General features: G+C 58.8%; 17 protein-coding genes. 14 read left to right on the top strand and 3 right to left on the bottom strand.

Annotation, left to right across the window (positions count from 1 at the left end):
* Positions 1-48: 48 nt before the first annotated feature.
* The 7 genes from ACR0LL_RS07190 to mdoH all read left to right on the top strand — a co-directional run bounded on the left by ACR0LL_RS07190 (position 49) and on the right by mdoH (position 9,538).
* Positions 49-507, top strand: coding sequence for a DUF302 domain-containing protein (locus tag ACR0LL_RS07190; protein ID WP_480585105.1), 459 nt, complete (start codon positions 49-51; stop codon positions 505-507).
* 79 nt (positions 508-586) lie between these two features.
* Positions 587-2,206, top strand: a complete 1,620-nt coding sequence (locus ACR0LL_RS07195) for a thiamine pyrophosphate-binding protein (RefSeq protein ID WP_480585108.1) — start codon at positions 587-589, stop codon at positions 2,204-2,206.
* A complete protein-coding gene (locus ACR0LL_RS07200; RefSeq protein ID WP_480585111.1) occupies positions 2,193-3,377 on the top strand; it encodes a CaiB/BaiF CoA transferase family protein in 1,185 nt (394 codons plus the stop codon). Before ACR0LL_RS07195 ends, ACR0LL_RS07200 begins: the two co-directional genes overlap by 14 nt.
* Positions 3,378-3,557: 180 nt before the next feature.
* Entirely contained in the window at positions 3,558-4,928 is a 1,371-nt protein-coding gene (locus ACR0LL_RS07205) for a tetratricopeptide repeat protein (protein WP_480585113.1), read from the top strand.
* Between the two features lie 28 nt (positions 4,929-4,956).
* Positions 4,957-6,174, top strand: a complete 1,218-nt coding sequence (locus tag ACR0LL_RS07210) for an OpgC family protein (RefSeq protein WP_480585115.1) — start codon at positions 4,957-4,959, stop codon at positions 6,172-6,174.
* Positions 6,171-7,670, top strand: coding sequence for an OpgD/OpgG family glucan biosynthesis protein (locus ACR0LL_RS07215; protein WP_480585118.1), 1,500 nt, complete (start codon positions 6,171-6,173; stop codon positions 7,668-7,670). Before ACR0LL_RS07210 ends, ACR0LL_RS07215 begins: the two co-directional genes overlap by 4 nt.
* Positions 7,667-9,538: a glucans biosynthesis glucosyltransferase MdoH gene (mdoH, locus tag ACR0LL_RS07220; RefSeq protein ID WP_480585121.1), complete on the top strand. Its 1,872-nt coding sequence runs from the start codon at positions 7,667-7,669 to the stop codon at positions 9,536-9,538. Before ACR0LL_RS07215 ends, mdoH begins: the two co-directional genes overlap by 4 nt.
* Here the strand turns inward: mdoH and ACR0LL_RS07225 are convergent, their stop codons facing one another.
* On the bottom strand, positions 9,539-10,363 hold the full coding sequence (locus ACR0LL_RS07225) for a CE1 family esterase (RefSeq protein ID WP_480585123.1): 825 nt from the start codon (positions 10,361-10,363) through the stop codon (positions 9,539-9,541).
* The gene (locus tag ACR0LL_RS07230; protein ID WP_480585290.1) at positions 10,360-10,821 is read right to left on the bottom strand and encodes a rhodanese-like domain-containing protein; all 462 of its coding nucleotides are present in this window, start codon (positions 10,819-10,821) and stop codon (positions 10,360-10,362) included. The genes ACR0LL_RS07225 and ACR0LL_RS07230 overlap by 4 nt, the downstream gene beginning before the upstream one ends.
* Before the next feature lie 262 nt (positions 10,822-11,083).
* Between ACR0LL_RS07230 and ACR0LL_RS07235 the strand changes: the two genes are divergently transcribed.
* Genes ACR0LL_RS07235 through selD form a run of 7 tightly spaced genes read left to right on the top strand, consistent with a single transcriptional unit; the run spans position 11,084 to position 19,176 of the window.
* A complete protein-coding gene (locus ACR0LL_RS07235) occupies positions 11,084-13,954 on the top strand; it encodes a monovalent cation/H+ antiporter subunit A (RefSeq protein ID WP_480585293.1) in 2,871 nt (956 codons plus the stop codon).
* Complete coding sequence (locus tag ACR0LL_RS07240; RefSeq protein WP_209503290.1) at positions 13,954-14,313, top strand: Na+/H+ antiporter subunit C; 360 nt, start codon at positions 13,954-13,956, stop codon at positions 14,311-14,313. Before ACR0LL_RS07235 ends, ACR0LL_RS07240 begins: the two co-directional genes overlap by 1 nt.
* A complete protein-coding gene (locus ACR0LL_RS07245; RefSeq protein ID WP_480585126.1) occupies positions 14,310-15,854 on the top strand; it encodes a monovalent cation/H+ antiporter subunit D in 1,545 nt (514 codons plus the stop codon). Before ACR0LL_RS07240 ends, ACR0LL_RS07245 begins: the two co-directional genes overlap by 4 nt.
* Positions 15,854-16,351 (top strand): Na+/H+ antiporter subunit E, encoded by a 498-nt coding sequence (locus tag ACR0LL_RS07250; RefSeq protein ID WP_480585128.1) that lies wholly within the window; start codon positions 15,854-15,856, stop codon positions 16,349-16,351. The genes ACR0LL_RS07245 and ACR0LL_RS07250 overlap by 1 nt, the downstream gene beginning before the upstream one ends.
* Positions 16,348-16,617 (top strand): K+/H+ antiporter subunit F, encoded by a 270-nt coding sequence (locus ACR0LL_RS07255; protein ID WP_209503286.1) that lies wholly within the window; start codon positions 16,348-16,350, stop codon positions 16,615-16,617. The genes ACR0LL_RS07250 and ACR0LL_RS07255 overlap by 4 nt, the downstream gene beginning before the upstream one ends.
* Positions 16,618-16,624: 7 nt before the next feature.
* Entirely contained in the window at positions 16,625-17,011 is a 387-nt protein-coding gene (locus ACR0LL_RS07260; protein WP_267365960.1) for a Na+/H+ antiporter subunit G, read from the top strand.
* A gap of 5 nt (positions 17,012-17,016) precedes the next feature.
* A complete protein-coding gene (gene selD, locus ACR0LL_RS07265; protein WP_480585130.1) occupies positions 17,017-19,176 on the top strand; it encodes a selenide, water dikinase SelD in 2,160 nt (719 codons plus the stop codon).
* Here the strand turns inward: selD and mnmH are convergent.
* Positions 19,167-20,219 (bottom strand): tRNA 2-selenouridine(34) synthase MnmH, encoded by a 1,053-nt coding sequence (gene mnmH / locus ACR0LL_RS07270; RefSeq protein ID WP_480585133.1) that lies wholly within the window; start codon positions 20,217-20,219, stop codon positions 19,167-19,169. The genes selD and mnmH overlap by 10 nt on opposite strands.
* Positions 20,220-20,221: the final 2 nt, after the last annotated feature.

Consider the following 20,221-nt stretch of genomic DNA (forward strand, 5'->3'; position numbering starts at 1 on the left):
CGGTCAGGTCTGGCACACAGGGTGCACCTCAATACAGGAGACGTGACAATGAAAGCCCTCATTCCCTTGCTCTGCCTGATCGCTTTACCCGTTTGGGCACAGGACGCCCCAACCGGTTGGACCGTGTTTCCCGCGGATAAGACCTACTCGGAACTGGTCGATGCAACCAAGGCTGCGATCAAGGACAACGGATTGATAGTGGTGACGCAGGCTGGACCCACCAAGGCAGCTGCGGCACGAGGGATCACCATTCCGGGTAACATGGTGATTGGCGCGTTCAACAACGATTACGCCGTAAGGGTGCTGGAAACCTCTACCAATGCGATGATCGAAGCACCGATCCGTTTCTATGTCACCGAGAACGAGGACGGAACCGCAACCCTGTCTTACAAGACCCCCAGTTTCGTGTTTGACCCTTACATGGCGGAAGGCGGGCAAGCCTTGCAGGACATTGCCGCGGAACTGGATAAAACCTTTCAATCCGTCGCTGAAGACGCAGTCAAATAGTCACACTGACGTGATCCGCCTTGCGTCTGGTGGCGTCCTCCGCAATCTGCTTCGAAACGGTTATCTCGGAGCATGACTGATGCAGGACCCCACGCCGCGCGCCGCCGATCTTCTGGCCCAACGCCTGTACGAAGCGGGGTGCCGCCACGCCTTTGGAATGCCGGGTGGTGAGGTGCTGACACTGGTGGATGCGCTTGAAAAGGCGGGCATTGCCTTTCATCTGACAAAGCACGAAAACTCGGCCGGATTCATGGCCGAGGCCGTGCATCACCGCGACGGCGCGCCTGCGATTCTGGTCGCCACTTTGGGTCCGGGCGCGATGAACGGCATCAATGTGGTGGCCAATGCGTTGCAGGACCGTGTTCCGATGATCGTTCTGACCGGTTGCGTCGATGCGGACGAAGCACTGACCTATACCCATCAGGTTATGGACCACAGCCAGGTTTACCGTTCCATCACCAAGGGCACGTTTACACTGACGGCCAATGGCGCGGATATCATCGCAGACAAGGCGGTGTCACTGGCCACGCAACCGCGACCGGGCCCGGTCCATATTGATGTTCCGATCTCGGTCGCCGATACGCCGGTGACGGGTGTGAAACGCCGCCGTCTGGCCAAGGTCGCGCCTGTCAGCCCCAATGGCGAATGCCTGGAAAAAGCCAGGCGCTGGGTGGCTGAGGCCGAGCGCCCCATCGCCATTATCGGTCTCGATGTCCTCTATGACGACTCGCGCAGTGTGGTGCAGGCGTTTTTGGAACATTTCGGAATTCCATTTGTGACCACCTACAAGGCCAAGGGTGTTGTTCCCGAAGATCACCCTTTGTGTTTGGGCGGCGCGGGCCTGTCGCCTTTGGCAGACAAGCACCTTGTCCCATTGGTCGAACACGCCGATCTGGTGCTGTGTCTGGGGTATGACCCGATCGAAATGCGCCCCGGCTGGCGCGAAATCTGGGACCCCGAAGAAAAGCGCGTCATCGACATATCCGCTGTGATCAATGACCACTACATGCATCAGGCGGGTCTTAATCTGGTGGCCGACACGGGCGAGACGCTTGAGGCCATTGCCAAGGGAAACCCTGCCCACGCAACGTGGCCGGGTGGTGAGCCCGCGCAGGTCAAAACCGCACTGGCACAGGCCTTTCCCACCGATGAGGACTGGGGACCCGCAGCGGTCATCGCCGAAACGCGGGCTACCATGCCCCCCGAAACACTCGCAACCGCCGACAGCGGCGCGCATCGCATTCTGCTGAGCCAGATGTGGGACTGCAGCGAGGAACGTGGGCTGATCCAATCCTCGGCGCTCTGCACCATGGGCTGTGCTGTCCCAATGGCCATTGGTCTGAAACTGGCCGAGCCCGACCGCCCGGTGATCAGCTTTTCGGGTGATGCCGGGTTTCTGATGGTCGCCGGGGAATTGTCGACGGCGGCTGAAATGGGCGGCAATCCGATCTTTCTTGTCTTCGTAGATGCCAGCCTTGCCCTTATCGAGTTGAAACAGCGGCAGCGGCAGATGGGTAAGAATGGCGTGGATTTCGGCCACCATGACTTCGCGGCCATGGGCCGTGCATTTGGTGGGAACGGCCACACTGTCCGCAACCGGGCAGAGTTGCGTGCAGCACTTGAAGCTGCTGTAAAGGCCGAGACATTTACCGTCATCGCCGCTGAAATCGACCGTGGAGGATACGATGGCCGCATCTGAGGGCCCGCTGAAGGGCGTCAAGGTTCTGGACCTCAGCCGTATTCTGGCCGGGCCGACCTGCACGCAGTTGCTGGGTGATCTGGGCGCAAGCGTCATCAAGATCGAAAACCCTGCCACCGGGGGCGACGACACGCGGCAATGGGGTCCGCCCTATGTCACCGATGCCGACGGCAACCGCTCGGACCTGAGCGCCTATTTCATGTCAGCGAACCGAAACAAGAAATCCGTGGCGCTGGATATCGCGACTGAGAAAGGTCAGGCGGAAATCCGACGGCTGGCCTCACACGCGGATATTCTGATCGAGAATTTCAAACCCGGCGGTCTGTCGAAATACGGGCTTGACTATGCCACCCTGTCGCAGGAATTCCCCAGCCTCGTTTACTGCTCGATTTCGGGTTACGGCCAAACCGGGCCGAACGCCAGCAAACCCGGCTATGACCTGATGGCGCAAGGTTATGGTGGGATCATGTCCCTGACCGGCGACCCGGAAGGCGCGCCGATGAAAGTGGGGGTCGGCATCGCTGATGTGATGTGCGGAATGTATGCAAGCGTTGGCATTCTGGCCGCGCTGCGCCACCGCGACCTGACCGGTGAAGGCCAGCAGGTCGATCTGGCACTGGTTGATTCTCAGATCGCATGGCTGATCAACGAGGGCGTCAATTACCTGACTTCTGGCAACGTTCCGCAACGCCGCGGAAACGGGCACCCCAACATCGTGCCTTATGACGTTTACGAGACATCCGATGGGCATGTCATTCTGGCGGTTGGAAATGATGGCCAGTTCAGAAAACTGTGCGGTTTCCTGGGACAACCCGAACTTGCCGACGACCCCAGATTCGCGACCAACCCGGCGCGACTGGAACACCGTGATGCGCTGAACGCCATTCTACGGCCCGCTGTTCAACGGCTGGATACGCGATCCGTGATTTCCGGCCTGGAAGCCGTGAAAGTGCCCGTAGGTCCGGTCCAGACGCTGGATCAGGTTTTTGATACGGAACAGGTAGCAGCACGAAAAATGCAGATTTCGATGCAGGCCCAGCCCGGAGTGGTGAACCTGATCGGGAATCCCCTGAACCTGTCACGTACGCCTGTAACATATCGCAGCGCGCCACCTACCTGCGGGGCGGACACTGACTGGGTATTAAACGCTGAAAACCCGTTCGACGATTGAAACACTTGCACAACTAGGCGGCAAGTTGCTGAAACATGCCTTTGAATCGGCGGATTTTTTCGACTTTTTCACACACGACATTTCACCAATTCGAGAGCGGGGTCGATACTGATACGCCGCTCTCGCACACTCTGTTACATCAAACAGTGTCAAATACCGCAATACAGATTGGACCCAAGTATGAAACAAGACGTTTTTGGACAGATGAACACCTTGGCGCAGCCGGAAGCTGTCGAAGCCTGGAATGGTGTTCTGCTTGGGTTCATGGCACATGCCGCGGTTACGCCCCAACATCTGGGCAAAGTGTTGGAGCTTGAGCCCGATTTTGCTTTGGGCCATGCCGTCAAAGGCCTATTCATGGCCCTTCTCGGTCGACGAGAAATGATGGCGGTTGCAGTCGAGGCTTTGGCGGCTGCCAATGCTGCGATGAAACGGCAGCCCGTCTCGACGCGCGAGCGGCTGTTTGTCGATGCATTGGGGCTGTATCTGGCGGGCCAACTGACACAGGCGGTGCAAAAGTTCGAAGCGGTCCTGCGCGACCATCCGCGGGATACGTTGGCGATGAAACTCAGCCATGCGACCCGTTTCGTTCTGGGAGATCCGGATGGAATGCGCCGCTCGATCGAACGGGTGATGCCTGCTTATGAACCCGATCACCCCGGTCGGGGCTATCTGCTGGGCTGCCATTCCTTCGCGCTGGAAGAAACCGGAGCCTACGAAAAGGCCGAAATCGCGGGACGTCAGGCGCTTTGGATGGTGTCCGACGATGCCTGGGGTCTGCACGCGGTGGCCCATGTCCATGAGATGACCGGCAACGCGCAGCTGGGCCTTGACTGGCTGGCCGGGCGCGAGGCGGCCTGGGCCCATTGCAACAACTTCCGCTATCACGTCTGGTGGCACAAGGCCCTGATGCATCTGGATCTGGGTCAGGTCGATCAGGTGATGGACCTGTATGACAACCACGTCCGCAAGGACAAAACCGACGATTACCGCGACATCTCGAACGGCACTTCGCTGCTGATGCGGCTTGAATTAGAAGGCGTAAATGTTGGAAATCGCTGGGAAGAACTGGCTGACCTGAGTGCCGCGCGCACCGAAGACGGCTGCCTGATCTTCGCCGATCTGCATTACCTTTTGGCACTGACAGGCGACAATCGCGTCGACGCCACAGCCAAAATGCTGAACCGCATGAGCAAGGATGCAGCGCGTGCCAATGACGACACCACCCGCCGTATGGCCGATCCCGGTGTCGCGGCCGCCATGGGCCTTGAAGCCTTTGGTGACGGCCATTATGGCACGGCATTTGATCACCTGTTGGCGGCGCGCGGTTCAATGCAACTGGCTGGTGGCAGTCACGCGCAACGTGATGTATTTGAACGCATTACCATCGATTCCGGGCTTCGGGCCGGTCGTCTTGATGCGGTTGAACGCATTCTGGATGACCGTCGCGCCAAGCGCGCCGGGGGTGAAGACAATTATGCCATCGCGCGCCGCGCCCTGATTGATGCGGCACGCGACGGCGGAGACATGCAAAGCGTCCCCGCCGAATAACAAGACGACCAAGAAGGACAGAGACCGTATGGCGACCATATCGCCCGCTGCTGATTTTGCACCCGTCGCAGCCCCGGCTGCGGCCCCCGCCCGCACGCGTGACCCGCGACTGGATTTCTATCGCGGCATCGCGATGTTCATCATCCTGATCGCCCACATTCCCAATGATCCTTGGGCGAATTGGATCCCGGCGCGCTTTGGGTATTCGGACGCAACCGAGATTTTCGTGTTCTGTTCGGGCATGGCCTCGGCCATCGCCTTTGGCGGGGCGTTCCTGCACAAGGGCTGGTGGATGGGCACGGCCCGAGTGACGTATCGCATCTGGCAGGTTTATTGGGCCCATATTGCCCTGTTCTTCTTTGTCGCCATGACAATGGCAGCGCTGGACCTGACCGGCGCGTTCGGGAAAACCTATGTCTCGTCCCTGAACCTTCAGCATTTCTTCAATGATCCCGCCCCGCAGATGGTGGGGATCTTTACCCTGACTTATGTACCGAACTACTTTGACATCCTTCCGATGTATCTGGTGGTACTGGCGCTGATGCCGCTCTACATCGCGCTGTACCGTGTCAGTTTCTGGCTGATGGCGGCTGCATCTGTGACCATCTGGTGCATTACTCAGACCGGCGTGCTGGCCCTTCCGGCCGAGCCGTGGTCGGATCGGCAATGGTTTTTCAACCCGTTTGGCTGGCAATTGCTGTTCTTCACCGGATTTGCCTTGATGCGCGGATGGATTCCCGCTCCACCAGTATCGAAATCTCTGGTCTGGGCGGCTGCCTTGTTCCTGATCCTGTCAGCTCCGTTTGGATCTTGGAAAGTCTTCCTCTGGGTTAACAGCGCTGCGCCTGAGTTGGGCGCTGCGATCCGAAGGATCTGGCCACTGACCGACGAATTGCGCGACAAGACCGAGTTTGGCGCGCTGCGATATGTCCATTTTCTGTCACTGGCCTATCTGGGCTGGGTCGCGGCAGGCGAACATGGTCACCGCCTGATAGCGACGGGTCACGGAATAGGCGCGCGTGTCTGGCAATTCCTGCTGACGGTCATCACCAAAGTCGGTCAGCAATCCCTTGCGGTGTTTGTATTTTCCATGGCAGCAGCACGACTTATCGGCGTTGCCCTCGATCAAGCTGGGCGGGATGTTGCCACCGTCTTTGTCGCCAACATAATTGGCTTTGCCATGATCATCGGCGTGGCCTATCTGGCAGCTTGGTTCAAGTCTCAACCCTGGAAATTGAAGAGATGAATTTCACCCGTCGCGCATTCCTAGTCTCGACGACTGCCTTGGCCTTTGCCCCATCGGCCTATGCGACCGGGGGCGCAGTCCCCTTTGACCGCGACCACGTGATCGAACTGGCCCGCGAACTGGCCAGCCGCCCCTATGCGGAACGCGAAATGGTTCCCCAAGAATGGCAGGATCTGACTTACGAACAATATCGCTCGATCCGTTTTCGACTGGACCGGGCGTTGTGGTACGAAACCGAAACGCCATTCAACGTCGATTTCTTCACACCGGGCCTGTATTTCCCCCGGACCGTCAAGGTGGAAACGGTCGAAGATGGCATGACAACACCAGTCGATTTCGATCTGGGGATGTTCGACAAATCCGAAGATGTGCCGCAATTGCCCATCGACGAGACTCTGGGCTTTTCAGGCCTGCGGCTGCGGACCGAGATGCACCGACCCGGCAAGACGGATGAGTTCTGCGTCTGGCAGGGTGCCAGCTATTTCCGCGCTATTGGTCTGGACGAGGTCTACGGTCTGTCGGCACGCGGTCTCGCCCTGAAAACAGGCGACCCGGATGGCGAGGAATTTCCTGAGTTCATCCGTTTCTGGCTGGAGCGCCCCAAGCCCGGCCATCGGAATATGGTCGTACATGCGCTGATGGACAGTCCCAGCGTGACTGGGGCCTATCGCTTCAATGTCACGGCGGGGGCGGATTGCATTATCGACGTCGAGGCCACGCTGTTTCCCCGCGAAGACCTACCTCATGTAGGTATCGCGCCGGGCACCTCGATGTTTCTGTTCGACCAGACCAACCACAGCCGGTTCGACGATTTCCGTCCGGCCGTCCATGACAGCGACGGGCTGTTGATCCGCAATGGCGCGGGCGAGGTGTTGTGGCGTCCGCTGGCAAACCCGGCCCGCCTGCAAATATCGTCTTTCGTTGACGAGAACCCGCGCGGCTTCGGGCTGATGCAGCGCAAGCGCGAGTTTTCGGACTATGCCGACCTTGAGGCGAATTATCACAAACGCCCGGGCCTGTGGGTCGAGCCTCGGGATGACTGGGGCAAAGGCACCGTTACGCTGGTCGAGATACCGGCCGATCAGGAAATCTATGACAACATCGTCGCCTATTGGCGTCCGGCAGAGCCCTATGCGGCAGGCAGTCGGGTTGACCTGTCCTATCGTCTGATCTGGGGTGAGGAGCCTCAGCGCACTCCGATGCCACGGGTGACCAACACCGCCATGGGCGAAAACACCTTCGGTGAGGGGCGTTTGGCCGTCATCGATTTCGAAGGCAGCGATTTGTTCGATGATATCGAGGTGATCAGTGTCTTCGTGGATTCCCCTCATGCCGAAACCTCGGACGGTGTTCTGCAACGCAACCCGGATACGGGTGGATTGCGTCTGGCGTTTTCGTTCCAGCCTGATGGGCGCGATCATGTCGAATTGCGCGCGCAACTGCTGAAAGACAAACAGTCCGCCTCTGAGGTGTGGCTTTACCGATGGACCATATGAACCGCGATCTGCATATCATGCCGCCTGAAGCACCTCTGGCGATGCCCGCGCAGAATTTCAGCGTGGGGTTCCACGATGCCGATGCCCCGTCGGGCACAGACACGGGCGCGACTGGATTTTGGCGCGCGCTTGCGTTTTCACCGGCGATGGTGGCGACATTGGGCCTGCTGTGGATCATGAGCGACTGGTTCAGCGCCCAGGGAATCAATCTGATCGAGGGCATCCTGTTGGCGCTTATCTCGTTCAACTTCTTCTGGATTTCGTTCACGGTCTGCACCGTTCTGCTGGGTATGGTTTCGCTGTCGCGACAGGATCGCCCACAGCGCAAGCGCACAGCACAGCCCCTGCGCGTGGCCCTTTTGACACCGGTATACAACGAAGTGCCATGGAACGTGCTGGGCAACGCCCGCACCATGCTTGAAGATTTGCAGGCACGCGGTGGGCAGCATCACTATGCCATGTTCATCCTGTCCGACACTCGCGACCCTGAAATCGCGGCACAGGAACAAGCCAGCGTCGAAGCCCTGCGCACCACGCTCGCCCCGGGGCTGGAGTTGTATTACCGCCGCCGCGAGCAGAACACCGACCGCAAGGTGGGTAACATCGCCGACTGGGTCATTCGTTGGGGCGCAGACTGGGACGCGATGCTGGTTCTGGATGCGGACAGCCTTATGACCGGTCGCGCCATACACCGGCTGACCGATGCTTTGGCGCGTGATCCCGGTGCCGGGCTGATCCAGAGCTATCCGCAACTGATCGGCGCGCAATCGGTTTTTGCCCGGATGCAACAATTCGCCAATGGGGTCTATGGCATCGCCTTTGCCGAAGGGTTGGCGCGCTGGTGCGGGCAAGAGGGCAATTATTGGGGCCACAACGCCATAATCCGCACCAAGGCTTTTGCCACCAGTGCCGGACTGCCCAAGCTGCGTGCGTTCAACGGTCAGGACAAGCTGATCATGAGCCATGATTTCGTCGAGGCTGGATTGCTGCGCCGTGCCGGATGGGCGGTGCGGTTCCTGCCGCGCATTCGGGGATCTTACGAGGAAACGCCCCCCACACTGATCGATCATGCGATGCGGGATCGGCGTTGGTGCCAGGGCAACCTGCAACACCTGAAACTGCTGGGCTCGACTGGATTCCGGGCCGTCTCGCGTTTTCATATGTTCCACGGTGCCGTAGGATACCTGATGTCACCGTTGTGGTTTGCGCTGCTGTTGATGTGGGCACTGATTGGTCAGGGCAAAGACGCCTCTGTCCTGCATTACTTCAGCCCCGATAATCCGCTGTTCCCGCAATGGCCGGAAATGTCGGAAACCCGGCACGTTCTGATCATTCTTGTGATGTATGCAATGCTGCTGGCACCCAAGGTGCTGGGAGTTCTGGCTTTGCCGCTAAGCGGTGTGCGCTACTCCGAATTCGGAGGCGGCCTCAAGTTCCTGACCTCGTTTCTGGCCGAGGTCATTCTGTCGATCCTGTATGCGCCGATCCTAATGGTGCAACAGATGATCGCCGTTTTCCGGACAGCACTTGGCATTCAGCGGGGCTGGTCGCCGCAAGCACGCGACGGTGGCAGTTACGGATTGCGCACGCTGCTTCTGTGTCACGCATTGGAAACCGTCAGTGGCATAGCCTTGAGTGTTGGTATCCTGTCCGGGCTGGTCTCGATCTGGCTGGCTCCGATTGCCATCAGTCTCGCCCTTGCCATTCCGCTATCGGCACTCAGCGGTGTTTCGGCCGGTGCCGCACGCCGGATGGTCGGAATGCGCGAGGATTTCCGCGAACCTGCCATCACCCGGTCGGCCCGCCGTTACCGAGCCGAGCTGAAGCAACTGGTTGAAGGCAAGATCAACATGACCCCGGCAGAGTGATCAGCTGCCGGGAAGCCCTTCGTACCAATCCACGACCATATCAGCCCAACCGGCTGGAACTGTATGACCGCCCGGGAACAAGGCAAACTCCAGCGCGCTGCCTTTGGCACAGGTGGTCCAGCGGCGGCGCATAAAACTCCCCGTTGTGCTAAAGCCGGCCGGTTTGTGATCGACGCAGCCATTTGCCTCGCGCCAGATTTCGAGCCCGGCATAGATATCGCCCTGCCGAAACCGGCCACCGCCCAGTACGCGCCCCTCAAGCGGTACCACGTTGTCCGTCCAGCCATGGGTATGAAACATCCGGATCGGACCCTTGCAGGTTTCCGGGTGTGGCCTCCAGAATCCTCCGGACACCGGAACATATGCCGAAAATGTCTCGGGCGCCTTGCAGGCGAGATAGTTGACCATAAAGCCACCAGCTGAAAACCCGCCCAGCATGACCCGGTCCGCATTGATTCCGAACCGGTTTTCCGCGTCCTGAACCACTTCGGACAGAAAGGCGGTTTCATCCCGTTCGCCAAATCCAGGAATAAAATTCCAGCTTTTTCTGCCGCCCCGGTTGGGCCTGTCCGAACCTTCCGGTGCCATCACAGCATACCCCCGCGCCAGCAGAGGTTCGACCATCCCGCGATTTCGCATCGTGCCAGATCCACTGCCGCCATACCCGTGCAGAAACACCACCAATGGCGGGTTTTCCGCATCGGGCAATTCGATATGATACGCGCCCAAAGAGGTTTCGCAAATTTCCCCCTGATCAGCACAATCCGCCAAGGCCAACTGCGCGGTGAAGGCAAATACTGCTGCCAGGCTGATTTCCCTGATCATCCTGCATCCTCACTGTATTTACGGACCGGTAAACCGGTCCTTACCCATCCCGGCCCGGCCGCCGAGCCCAACATACCCTCGGGTACGTCGATGATATTTGTGAATCCGGCTTCAATCAAACGATTGCTGAGGCGCGCGGACCGCACCCCTCGGGCGCAGATCAGCGCCACGGGCGCAGCCTGATCACCGCCGGTCATTTGTGTCAGAACGTCGACGAAATCCTCGCGGCGCATGTCCAGCGGTACCGCGCCCTTGCCTATTCCCGAGGCGCGCCACTCGCGCGGTGTGCGGATATCAACCAGCAGAACGCGCCCGTCCGCGGCCTGCTCATGGGCGTCGGCCACACTGATCCGGCCACCGCTGTGATCTTCAGGGATCAGTCTGTATTGCCTGATCGCAAACCCGGCAGCAATCGCGGCACCGCCACCAATCAATAGCCACCGTCGGGATCGGTTCATTTTTTCGGCCACGCCTCAGCCTCCTGTTCGCTGATGCTGGTTCTAGCACAACCACACAGCAAGTTGCGCGGTGAAACACAGCTCGCAGATCAAGATCGCGTCATTAATGCGCAGCGCCGCCAAAGCCTTGGTGATCCGTTGGAGCCCGGCAAACCTTGGTGATCCGTTGGAGCCCGGCAAAAAAGTTGCCATCTCTGGACAGTCGGCAAAATATCCTTACAAAATTGACCTCACCCTGACCGCCCAGACCGGAGTATCGCACTTGTCCCTATTCCTTATTGCGGCCCTTCCCTTCCTTGGTGCTGTATTTCCCGCACTGCTGATCCGCGCGGGCCGAAATGCCGCCGCATCCGCAGCCGGGTTGACCACATTTCTGGCCCTGATGGGGCTGTTGATCCACATCCCTTCAGTCATGCGCGGAGACGTCGTGACTGCCCGGTTTGACTGGATACCGAGGTTGGGCCTGAACGCGAATTTCATGCTGGACGGGCTGGGATTTCTTTTCGCCTTGCTGATCCTTGGCATTGGATTGCTCATCATCCTCTACGCACGGTTCTACCTGTCGCGCGAAGACCCGATGGGGCAGTTCTATACCTATCTGCTGCTGTTTCAGGGGGCGATGGTTGGTATTGTCCTGTCCGACAATATCCTACTTTTGATTGTTTTCTGGGAACTTACATCGCTCAGCTCATTCTTGCTGATCGGCTATTGGAAACACCTGCCCGATGGCCGTCAGGGCGCGCGCATGGCTTTGGCCGTCACCGGCTCGGGCGGGTTGGCGATGATCGCCGGGATGCTGATCCTCGGCAATATCGTTGGATCCTATGACCTGAGTGTCATTTTGCAGAACAAGGAGCTGATCCAGGCGTCCCCCTACTACCTGCCGGCGTTGATCCTGATCCTGCTGGGTGCCTTCACCAAGTCGGCACAGTTCCCGTTTCACTTCTGGCTGCCCCATGCCATGGCCGCGCCGACGCCGGTGTCTGCCTATCTGCACTCGGCCACCATGGTGAAAGCCGGTCTGTTCCTGATGGCGCGGATGTGGCCTGTTCTGGCAGGAACAGATGCGTGGTTCTACATCGTGGCCACGACTGGCCTGATCACCATGCTGCTGGGTGCGGTCATCGCGCTGTTCAAGGATGATCTAAAGGCGCTGCTGGCCTTTTCGACCGTATCCCATCTGGGCCTGATCACCATGCTGCTGGGCTTTGGCACCAAAATTGCCGCCGTGGCCGCCATTTTCCACATCATCAACCATGCGACCTTCAAGGCCGCCCTGTTCATGACCGCCGGGATCGTGGATCACGAAACCGGCACGCGGAACCTGAAACGGCTGGGTGGTCTGCGTCATCTGATGCCGATCACCTTTACCATCGGCACCATCGCGGCCCTGTCCATGGCGGGTCTGCCGCCGCTGAACGGCTTTTTGTCGAAAGAGATGATGCTGGAAGAGACTGTGCATACCACCTGGTTGCATTCACATTATCTGGTTCCGGGGCTGGCACTTTTGGCAGCGCTGTTCTCGGCCGCTTATTCTTTCCGCTTCGTCAGCCATGTTTTCCTTGGACCCAAGCGAGAAGACTATCCCACCCATCCGCATGACCCGCCTGTCGGGCTGTGGTTGGCACCCGCACTGCTGGTCGTACTGGTCGTCCTGATCGGCCTGAATTCCGCCGCGATCGTTGGCCCCCTGATCGCCGTGGTTTCCAGCGCGGTGATAGGCGGCGAGAAGCTGCCGTATTACTCGCTCAAACTGTGGCATGGCTTCACGCCCGCACTTTACATGTCGGTTGTTGCGACATTGGGCGGCCTTTTCCTGCTGGCGCTGCACAAACGCGGCGAGCAGGTCTGGAATGCCCTGCCCCGGCCCGAGGCCAAGGTAATCTTTGAGGCTATCATCGACGCGCTGACCAGATTAAGCCGCTGGATAACCGATGAGATGCATAACGGTGTTCTTAGCCGCTATGCGATCATCTTCGTCGCTTTCACCGTGGGCCTTGGTTATTACGCCTATTCGACAGGAACCATCGGCGTGGAAACCCGCGTTCCGCTGCCAGCGCAGATCATTCCGATCATCGGCTGGTTTTGTCTGGTGGGCGCAACGCTTGGTATCATGTGGTTCCACCGGAACCGCCTGTTGTCGCTGGTGTTGATCGGCGTCGTGGGCCTGATCGTTTCCATCGCGTTCAACTATCTTTCCGCTCCGGACCTTGCCCTGACGCAAATCTCGGTCGAAGTGGTAACGATGATCTTGTTGCTGCTGTCGCTGAACTTCCTGCCGACCGAGACGCCATGGGACAGCAGCGCAGCGCGACGATGGCGGGATGCCGCGATTTCCGTCGTTGCCGGTCTTGGCACCGGCGCGCTGGTCTACGCGATGATGATGCGCGATTTTGCATTTCCAACGATTTCAGAATTCCATCTGGCCAATTCCTATAAGGGCGGTGGCGGCACCAATGTGGTCAACGTGATCCTGGTCGACTTCCGGGGTTTTGATACGTTTGGAGAGATCATCGTGCTGGGCATTGCCGCGCTGATTATCTTTGCGCTGACGGAATCCGTGCTAAGCACCAATGTCCGCAGTTACCTGCTGAATCGCAAACCGCATTGGCCGCAGTCCGGTGATTCACACCCGCTGATGATGGTTGTGGCGACCCGCGTGATGATGCCGATTGCGCTGATGGTCGGGGCTTATATTTTCTTCCGTGGGCACAACCAGCCGGGCGGCGGATTTATCGCGGGGCTGATCGTCGCCATCGCCTATCTGATGCAATACATGGCCAGCGGCTATACTTGGGCGATCGAGCGGCAGCGGTTTTATTACCACGGCACCATTGGCTGGGGTGTGCTGATCGCTGCGGCCACGGGTCTGGGGGCCTGGTTCAATGAACGCCCCTTCCTGACCAGTGATTTTGGCTATCTCCACTGGCCCCCGCTTGAGGAATTCGAATGGGCCACCGCCATGCTGTTTGACACGGGCGTGTTCCTTGCGGTTCTGGGGGCGGTCATGCTGGCGCTCGACAGCCTGTCCCGCTTTGCATGGCAGCCCGGGATGGCACAGGAATTCCCGATGGATATCAATCCCCTGCGGGACTCTCCACCGGAAAAAGAACAAGAGAAGGAGCAGGCCTGATGGAAGCGCTCGTAGCCTCTGCCGTCGGTATCTTGACCGCTGCCGGAATATTCCTGATCCTGCGCCGCCGGACGTTCCCTGTCATTCTGGGCCTGTCGCTGATCACTTACGCAGTCAACGTGTTCCTGTTCGCGACCGGGCGTCTTGCGCTGAACGCCCCCCCGGTTCTGAACAAATACAAGGACGTCGCTTATACCGACCCTTTGCCACAGGCGCTGGTGCTAACCGCAATTGTGATATCTTTTGGGATGACCGCGGTGATCGTGATGATTTCGCTCAGCGCGTACCTGTCCTCCAAGGATGACCATATCGACATGACAGCGCAGGACAGCGTGGACGCAGCAGGAGAAGACGCATGAACCACTGGATCGTTGCGCCGATCGTCCTGCCCGCGATCCTGGCTCCGTTTAGCATCATGGTCCTGCGATACCATCTGGATCTGCAGCGCATCTTTTCCGTTGCCGGTGTTGTGGCCTTGCTTGGGATTGCGCTGACAATCACGGCGCAGGCTTCGGGCGGAGATATTCAGGTTTACGAGCTTGGAAACTGGCCCGCCCCGTTTGGCATTGTCATGGTACTGGATCGAATGTCGGCCATGATGGTTCTACTAACCGCGCTGCTGGCCTTACCGATTGTCCTCTATGCAATAGCTTCGGGCTGGGATGATAGGGGCAAACACTTCCACGCCCTGTTCCATTTTCAGCTTATGGGTGTCTGCGGCGCATTCCTGACTGGAGATGCCTTTAACCTTTTCGTGTTTTTCGAAGTTCTGCTGATCGCCTCTTATGGCCTGATGACCCATGGTGGCGGTGCGGTGCGATTGAAGGCGGGTGTGCAATATGTGGCCTACAACCTGTTGGGATCGACTTTGTTCCTGTTTGCGTTGGGCACGATCTATGGCGTGACCGGGACACTGAACATGGCGGATATCGCCATAAGGGTTGCAGAAATCCCGGCCGAGGATACGGCATTGTTGCGGGTTGGCGCAGTCCTTTTGTTGCTGGTCTTTTGCATCAAGGCCGCCGTTCTGCCACTGCATTTCTGGCTACCTGCCAGCTATGCCAATGCGCCAATGCCCGTCGCGGCCCTGTTTGCAATCATGACCAAGGTCGGGGCTTACTCGATTCTGCGGATGTTCACATTGGCCTTTGGCCCCGATGTCGTAGCGACAGAAGGTCTGGTGGGTGAGTGGTTGCAACCTGCTGCACTTGTCACATTGGCTGTCGGGGCTATCGGCATTCTGGGGTCAAAACATATCGCCCGCATGGTGGCGTTCTGCGCGATTGCATCCATGGGCACCCTGTTGATTGCGATCTCGCAATTCACGCCTGATGCGACAGCTGCGGCGCTGTACTATGTCTTCCATTCGACGCTGGCGACAGCCCTGCTGTTCCTGGTTGCCGATCTGGTGATGGCGCGGCGCGGCGGGGCCATCGCACCAACGCCACCCATGCCGCAAAGCGGGCTGGTGTCTGCACTGTTCTTCGTGGGGGCGATTGCGATGGCGGGAATGCCGCCCTTGTCCGGCTTCATAGGCAAGCTGCTTGTGCTGGACGCCTCGCGCGATGCTTCGGATGCCACGACGGTCTGGGCCGTGATTCTGATCAGCTCGTTCGTCACAATAATTGGCTTGGCCCGAGCCGGAACTTTGATTTTCTGGAAAAGTTACGACACTCAGGCTGTTCCGATAGCTGAACCAGCGGAAAATGAAGCTGCCCCCGCACCGGTCGCACCTGAACCACAACCCGGTCTGGCCTTTACTGCCGTGTTTGGCGCCGTAGCCGGCCTGATCCTGCTGACATTGTTCGCGGGCCCAGCGCTGGAATATACAAGCCAAACCGCAGAGCAGCTGTTTACGCCTGAAAACTACATCTCTGCTGTATTGGGAGGGGCCGAGTGATGAAACTGCTGCACCGGATATTTCCGCACCCACACCTGACCATTCTGTTAACGATCGTCTGGATTCTGCTGGCCAACAGCCCGTCACTGAATTCTCTGGTCTTTGGCCTGATCCTCGGGATCATCATTCCCTTTGTCACACAACCTTACTGGCCCGACCGGCCCAAGCTGCGCAACTGGCCCATGGTCGCCGAATACATGATCGTCGTGCTATGGGATATTGTCGTTGCAAATATTACGGTGGCCCGGATCGTTCTGTTCAAACGCAATGAAGACCGGCGGCCCAACTGGGTTAGCATCCCGCTAGAGCTTCGGACACCCGAAGCCATAACCGTACTGGCCGGGACCATCACGATGACGCCCGGCACCGTCAGTTGCGACCTGTCGGCACAGGGGCACAATCTGCTGGTTCATTGCCTGGACGCGCCGAACCCAGACCAGGTGCGCGACGAAATCAAGCAGCGCTATGAACGTCGCCTGAAGGAGATTTTCGAATGATCGAATACGCAATCTACTTTGCATTTGCCTGTTTCGGCGCGGCGATCATGATGTGTCTGTGGCGGATCATCACCGCAGACGGCGTTGGAACCCGGGTTCTGGCTCTGGATACAATGGTCATCAACACGATTGCCCTGATGATCCTTTATGGCCTGTCGAAAGGGACCGAGATTTTCTTTGAAGCGGCCATGATCATCGCGATGCTGGGTTTCGTCTCGACCGTGGCATATGCGCGCTTCATGCTGCGCGGCAACATCATCGAATGAGGGCGATATGACATTCATTGCAGAGCTGCTGATTGCCGTTTTCCTGATAGTCTCGGGTATCTTTGGGTTTGTCGGGTCCTTCGGCATGATCAAGCTAAATGATCCAATGTCCCGCCTTCACGCGCCGACCAAGGCGACAACTTTAGGCGTGGGTGGGGTGTTGCTGGCTTCGATCACCCATTCCGTTCTGCTGGAAGGCAAACTGTCGCTGCACGAGCTTCTGATCACGCTGTTTTTATTCCTGACGGCTCCGATCACGGCCCTGTTCATTGCAAAATGGCACATTCATCGTCATGAACTGCCCAGCGACCTGCCCGATGCTGGCGAGGATGAGCTTTGGGCCACCCACGCGGTCGAGCAGGTCGAGGATGTTCCGGACCACAGCGCGAATTAACACAAATGCACACATCTCCGCTGCCCCTGACCCGTGATCTGGTTTTAATTGGCGGCGGCCACACCCATGCCCTGCTGCTGCGCAAATGGGGAATGAGCCCTTTGCCCGGCGCGCGGGTAACCTTGATCAACCCCGGCCCCACCGCCCCCTATTCCGGGATGTTACCCGGATATGTCGCCGGACATTACGACCGGTGGGAGCTGGATATCGATCTTGTAAGATTGGCCCGTTTCGCAGGTGCGCGGGTGATCTTGGGCACGGTCAATGGCATCGATACCGAAACACACGAAGTGCACGTCCCTGGGCATCCTCCGGTAGGCTTCGACGTGGCTTCGGTCAATGTGGGGATCACGTCGGACATGCCCGCCTTGCCGGGCTTTGCGGAACATGCAGTGCCAGCCAAGCCGTTGGGGCCCTTTGCAGCAAAATGGGCCGAGTATCTAAAGGGTCAAGGCCCGGCCTCGGTCGCCGTGATCGGTGGCGGCGTCGCGGGTGTCGAACTGGTCATGGCTATGGCACATGCGTTGAAGGCCAGGGGGCGGGCAGCACAGATTACCCTGATCGATAGTGCCTCGGCCCTGACTGCAACCAAACCCAAGGCGGCGGCAACAATCCGGATTGCAATGCATGACCTTGGTGTGGAGGTGATTGAAAACGCGGTGATCACCCGGATCGGGCAGGATCACGTGGAACTACAGGACGGGCGCACAATTCCGGCTAGTTTCGTGACCGGCGCCGCCGGAGCCCGCGCCTATGACTGGATCGCAAACACAGGGCTTGACCTTCAGGACGGACACATCCGAGTGAACGGCTACCTGCAATCCAGTGATCCGGCTGTGTTTACCGCCGGGGATTGCGCCCATCTTACGGACAACCCCAGACCGAAGGCTGGTGTCTATGCGGTGCGCGAAGCGCCGGTTTTGTACGATAATCTTCGCGCAGCGCTCGGCGCGGGACAGATGCGAAAATACACACCGCAAAAAGATTATCTCAAACTGATCTCACTGGGTGGCAAGTCAGCACTGGCCGAGCGTTTGGGAACATCGTTCAGCGGCCCGTTGATGTGGACATGGAAGAACCATATCGACCAGACCTTTATGAACAAGTTTCGCGACCTGCCGCAAATGACACCGCCCGCCCTGCCACGCGTCCGGGCAACCGGGCTTGATGAGGTTTTGGGTGAAAAGCCCATGTGCGGCGGATGTGGAGCAAAGGTCGGGCGCGACGCATTGCAACTCGCCCTGAAATCCCTCCCCGCCCCTACTCGTACCGACATCACCGCCCTACCCGGCGACGATGCCGCGCTTTTGCAAACAGGCGCGGCGCAGCAAGTCATGACGTCTGACCACCTGCGGGCTTTCACCAACGATCCCGCACTTATGACGCGGATCGCTGCCGTTCACGCCTTGGGGGATATCTGGGCCATGGGGGCCGCACCTCAGGCGGCCACGGCAACAATCATCCTGCCGCGCATGTCTGCCGCCCTGCAACGCCGCACAATGTCCGAAATCATGTCAGTCGCGAGTGACGTCATGCGGGCTGCGGGCGCGGAAATCGTGGGCGGGCACAGCTCAATGGGCGATGAGATGACTGTCGGTTTCACGCTGACTGGCCTGTGCAAGGCTACCCCGATTACATTGGCGGGTGGTCAGCCGGGGGATCGCCTGATCCTGACCAAACCCTTGGGAAGCGGTGTTCTGATGGCGGCGGAAATGACTGGTCTTGCCGAAGGGGCCTGGGTCGCGGCAGCCTACAAACACATGACACAGCCCCAGGGCGATGCAGCCCGCATTTTGGCCAACGCCCATGCGATGACCGACGTGACCGGGTTTGGTCTGGCCGGGCATCTGCAAGGCATCTGCGACGCATCGCATTGCGGCGCTACGCTTGAACTGGACGCGGTAAAGGTGATGGACGGCGCGCTTGCGCTGACGGATCAGGGGGTCCGGTCAACGATTTTTGCCGACAACAACGCGATTGCGCCCGATCTTCCGTCCGGGGGCAAGGCGGCCCTGCTTTTTGATCCGCAAACAGCCGGGGGTTTGCTGGCCGCCGTGAATGCGAAGGACGCCGAAACCCTTCTGCAAGATCTTCTGGACGTGGGATATCCGGCAATGATCATTGGCCAGCTTACCGACACACCGGGTTTGCGCCTTCAAAGCTGATCCAGAAGGCTTTCAATTTGCGCGGCCGCGTTGCTCAGCCCCGTGTTGTCCAAAGTTTCCACATCAAGACTGGCCAATACCTGCACCGGGCGGGATTGCCGGGATTTGGTGTATGCGGGATCATAATGCTGTTCCATCAAGGCCCGTGTCAGCGCCTGTTTTTGACCCGCATCAATCAATCGCAGCCATCCGTCCACGACCTCATGCCCGCGATGGAACCGCAGCGGTGACAACCGGTCCCGCAATCGGTCACTGTCAGACAGAATCTCGTCATAAGCCCGAACCAGATAGGCAGAACGGGCTTCAATTGTAGCCGTAATGTTCACGCGCGGAGCCTTGCACAACGCGTTCCAAAGGCTGGGCGGCAGGATCAAGCTGCCAATTTTGGATGATTCCGCTTCGACCACGACTGGACGTGCCGGATCCATTGAACACAGCGCAGCGGACAGGGCAGATTCAAACCCCTTCTGACTGGGCTGCCCCCCCGGCCTTTCGCCCAGCAAGGACCCGCGATGGTTGGCCAGCGCTTCAAGGTCCAGAACCTGTACGCCTCGTGCCTGCAACAGAGCCAAAAGATCGGTCTTTGCGGTGCCCGTGTAGCCATCCAGCGCGATCAGCCGATGTGGCAAGGGATCATCGTACAAATAAGCGTTCACCAATCGACGGTAGGTACGATAGCCGCCATCGACCACTTCGGCGCGCCAGCCAATTTGCTGCAACATCCATGTGAATGATCCGGAACGCTGTCCACCGCGCCAGCAATAGACCAAGGGGCGCCACGCTCCGTCATGATGGCTGAGGTGGTGTTCGATGTGATTGGCTGCATTGCGGAACACCAAAGCAGCGCCCAGCTTGCGCGCCAGAAACGGGCTGTCCTGTACATAAATGGTTCCGACCCGGGCGCGTTCCTCGTTGTTCAGCACAGGCAGGTTTATTGCACCCGGCAGATGATCTTCGGCAAACTCGGCAGGGCTGCGAACGTCGATCACGGTATCATAGCCGTGCGCGTAAAGTTGGGTCAGGTCAGGAAATTTCAGAGCCATGC

The sequence above is a fragment of the Ruegeria sp. AI2 genome (assembly GCF_056541275.1).

Bases quoted from the DNA above. Each gene is read 5' to 3' on its own strand.
- ACR0LL_RS07190 (WP_480585105.1), top strand. From the start codon at position 49: ATGAAAGCCCTCATTCCCTTGCTCTGCCTGATCGCTTTACCCGTTTGG.
- ACR0LL_RS07195 (WP_480585108.1), top strand. From the start codon at position 587: ATGCAGGACCCCACGCCGCGCGCCGCCGATCTTCTGGCCCAACGCCTG.
- ACR0LL_RS07200 (WP_480585111.1), top strand. From the start codon at position 2,193: ATGGCCGCATCTGAGGGCCCGCTGAAGGGCGTCAAGGTTCTGGACCTC.
- ACR0LL_RS07205 (WP_480585113.1), top strand. From the start codon at position 3,558: ATGAAACAAGACGTTTTTGGACAGATGAACACCTTGGCGCAGCCGGAA.
- ACR0LL_RS07210 (WP_480585115.1), top strand. From the start codon at position 4,957: ATGGCGACCATATCGCCCGCTGCTGATTTTGCACCCGTCGCAGCCCCG.
- ACR0LL_RS07215 (WP_480585118.1), top strand. From the start codon at position 6,171: ATGAATTTCACCCGTCGCGCATTCCTAGTCTCGACGACTGCCTTGGCC.
- mdoH (WP_480585121.1), top strand. From the start codon at position 7,667: ATGAACCGCGATCTGCATATCATGCCGCCTGAAGCACCTCTGGCGATG.
- ACR0LL_RS07225 (WP_480585123.1), bottom strand. From the start codon at position 10,363: ATGATCAGGGAAATCAGCCTGGCAGCAGTATTTGCCTTCACCGCGCAG.
- ACR0LL_RS07230 (WP_480585290.1), bottom strand. From the start codon at position 10,821: ATGAACCGATCCCGACGGTGGCTATTGATTGGTGGCGGTGCCGCGATT.
- ACR0LL_RS07240 (WP_209503290.1), top strand. From the start codon at position 13,954: ATGGAAGCGCTCGTAGCCTCTGCCGTCGGTATCTTGACCGCTGCCGGA.
- ACR0LL_RS07245 (WP_480585126.1), top strand. From the start codon at position 14,310: ATGAACCACTGGATCGTTGCGCCGATCGTCCTGCCCGCGATCCTGGCT.
- ACR0LL_RS07250 (WP_480585128.1), top strand. From the start codon at position 15,854: ATGAAACTGCTGCACCGGATATTTCCGCACCCACACCTGACCATTCTG.
- ACR0LL_RS07255 (WP_209503286.1), top strand. From the start codon at position 16,348: ATGATCGAATACGCAATCTACTTTGCATTTGCCTGTTTCGGCGCGGCG.
- ACR0LL_RS07260 (WP_267365960.1), top strand. From the start codon at position 16,625: ATGACATTCATTGCAGAGCTGCTGATTGCCGTTTTCCTGATAGTCTCG.
- selD (WP_480585130.1), top strand. From the start codon at position 17,017: ATGCACACATCTCCGCTGCCCCTGACCCGTGATCTGGTTTTAATTGGC.
- mnmH (WP_480585133.1), bottom strand. From the start codon at position 20,219: ATGGCTCTGAAATTTCCTGACCTGACCCAACTTTACGCGCACGGCTAT.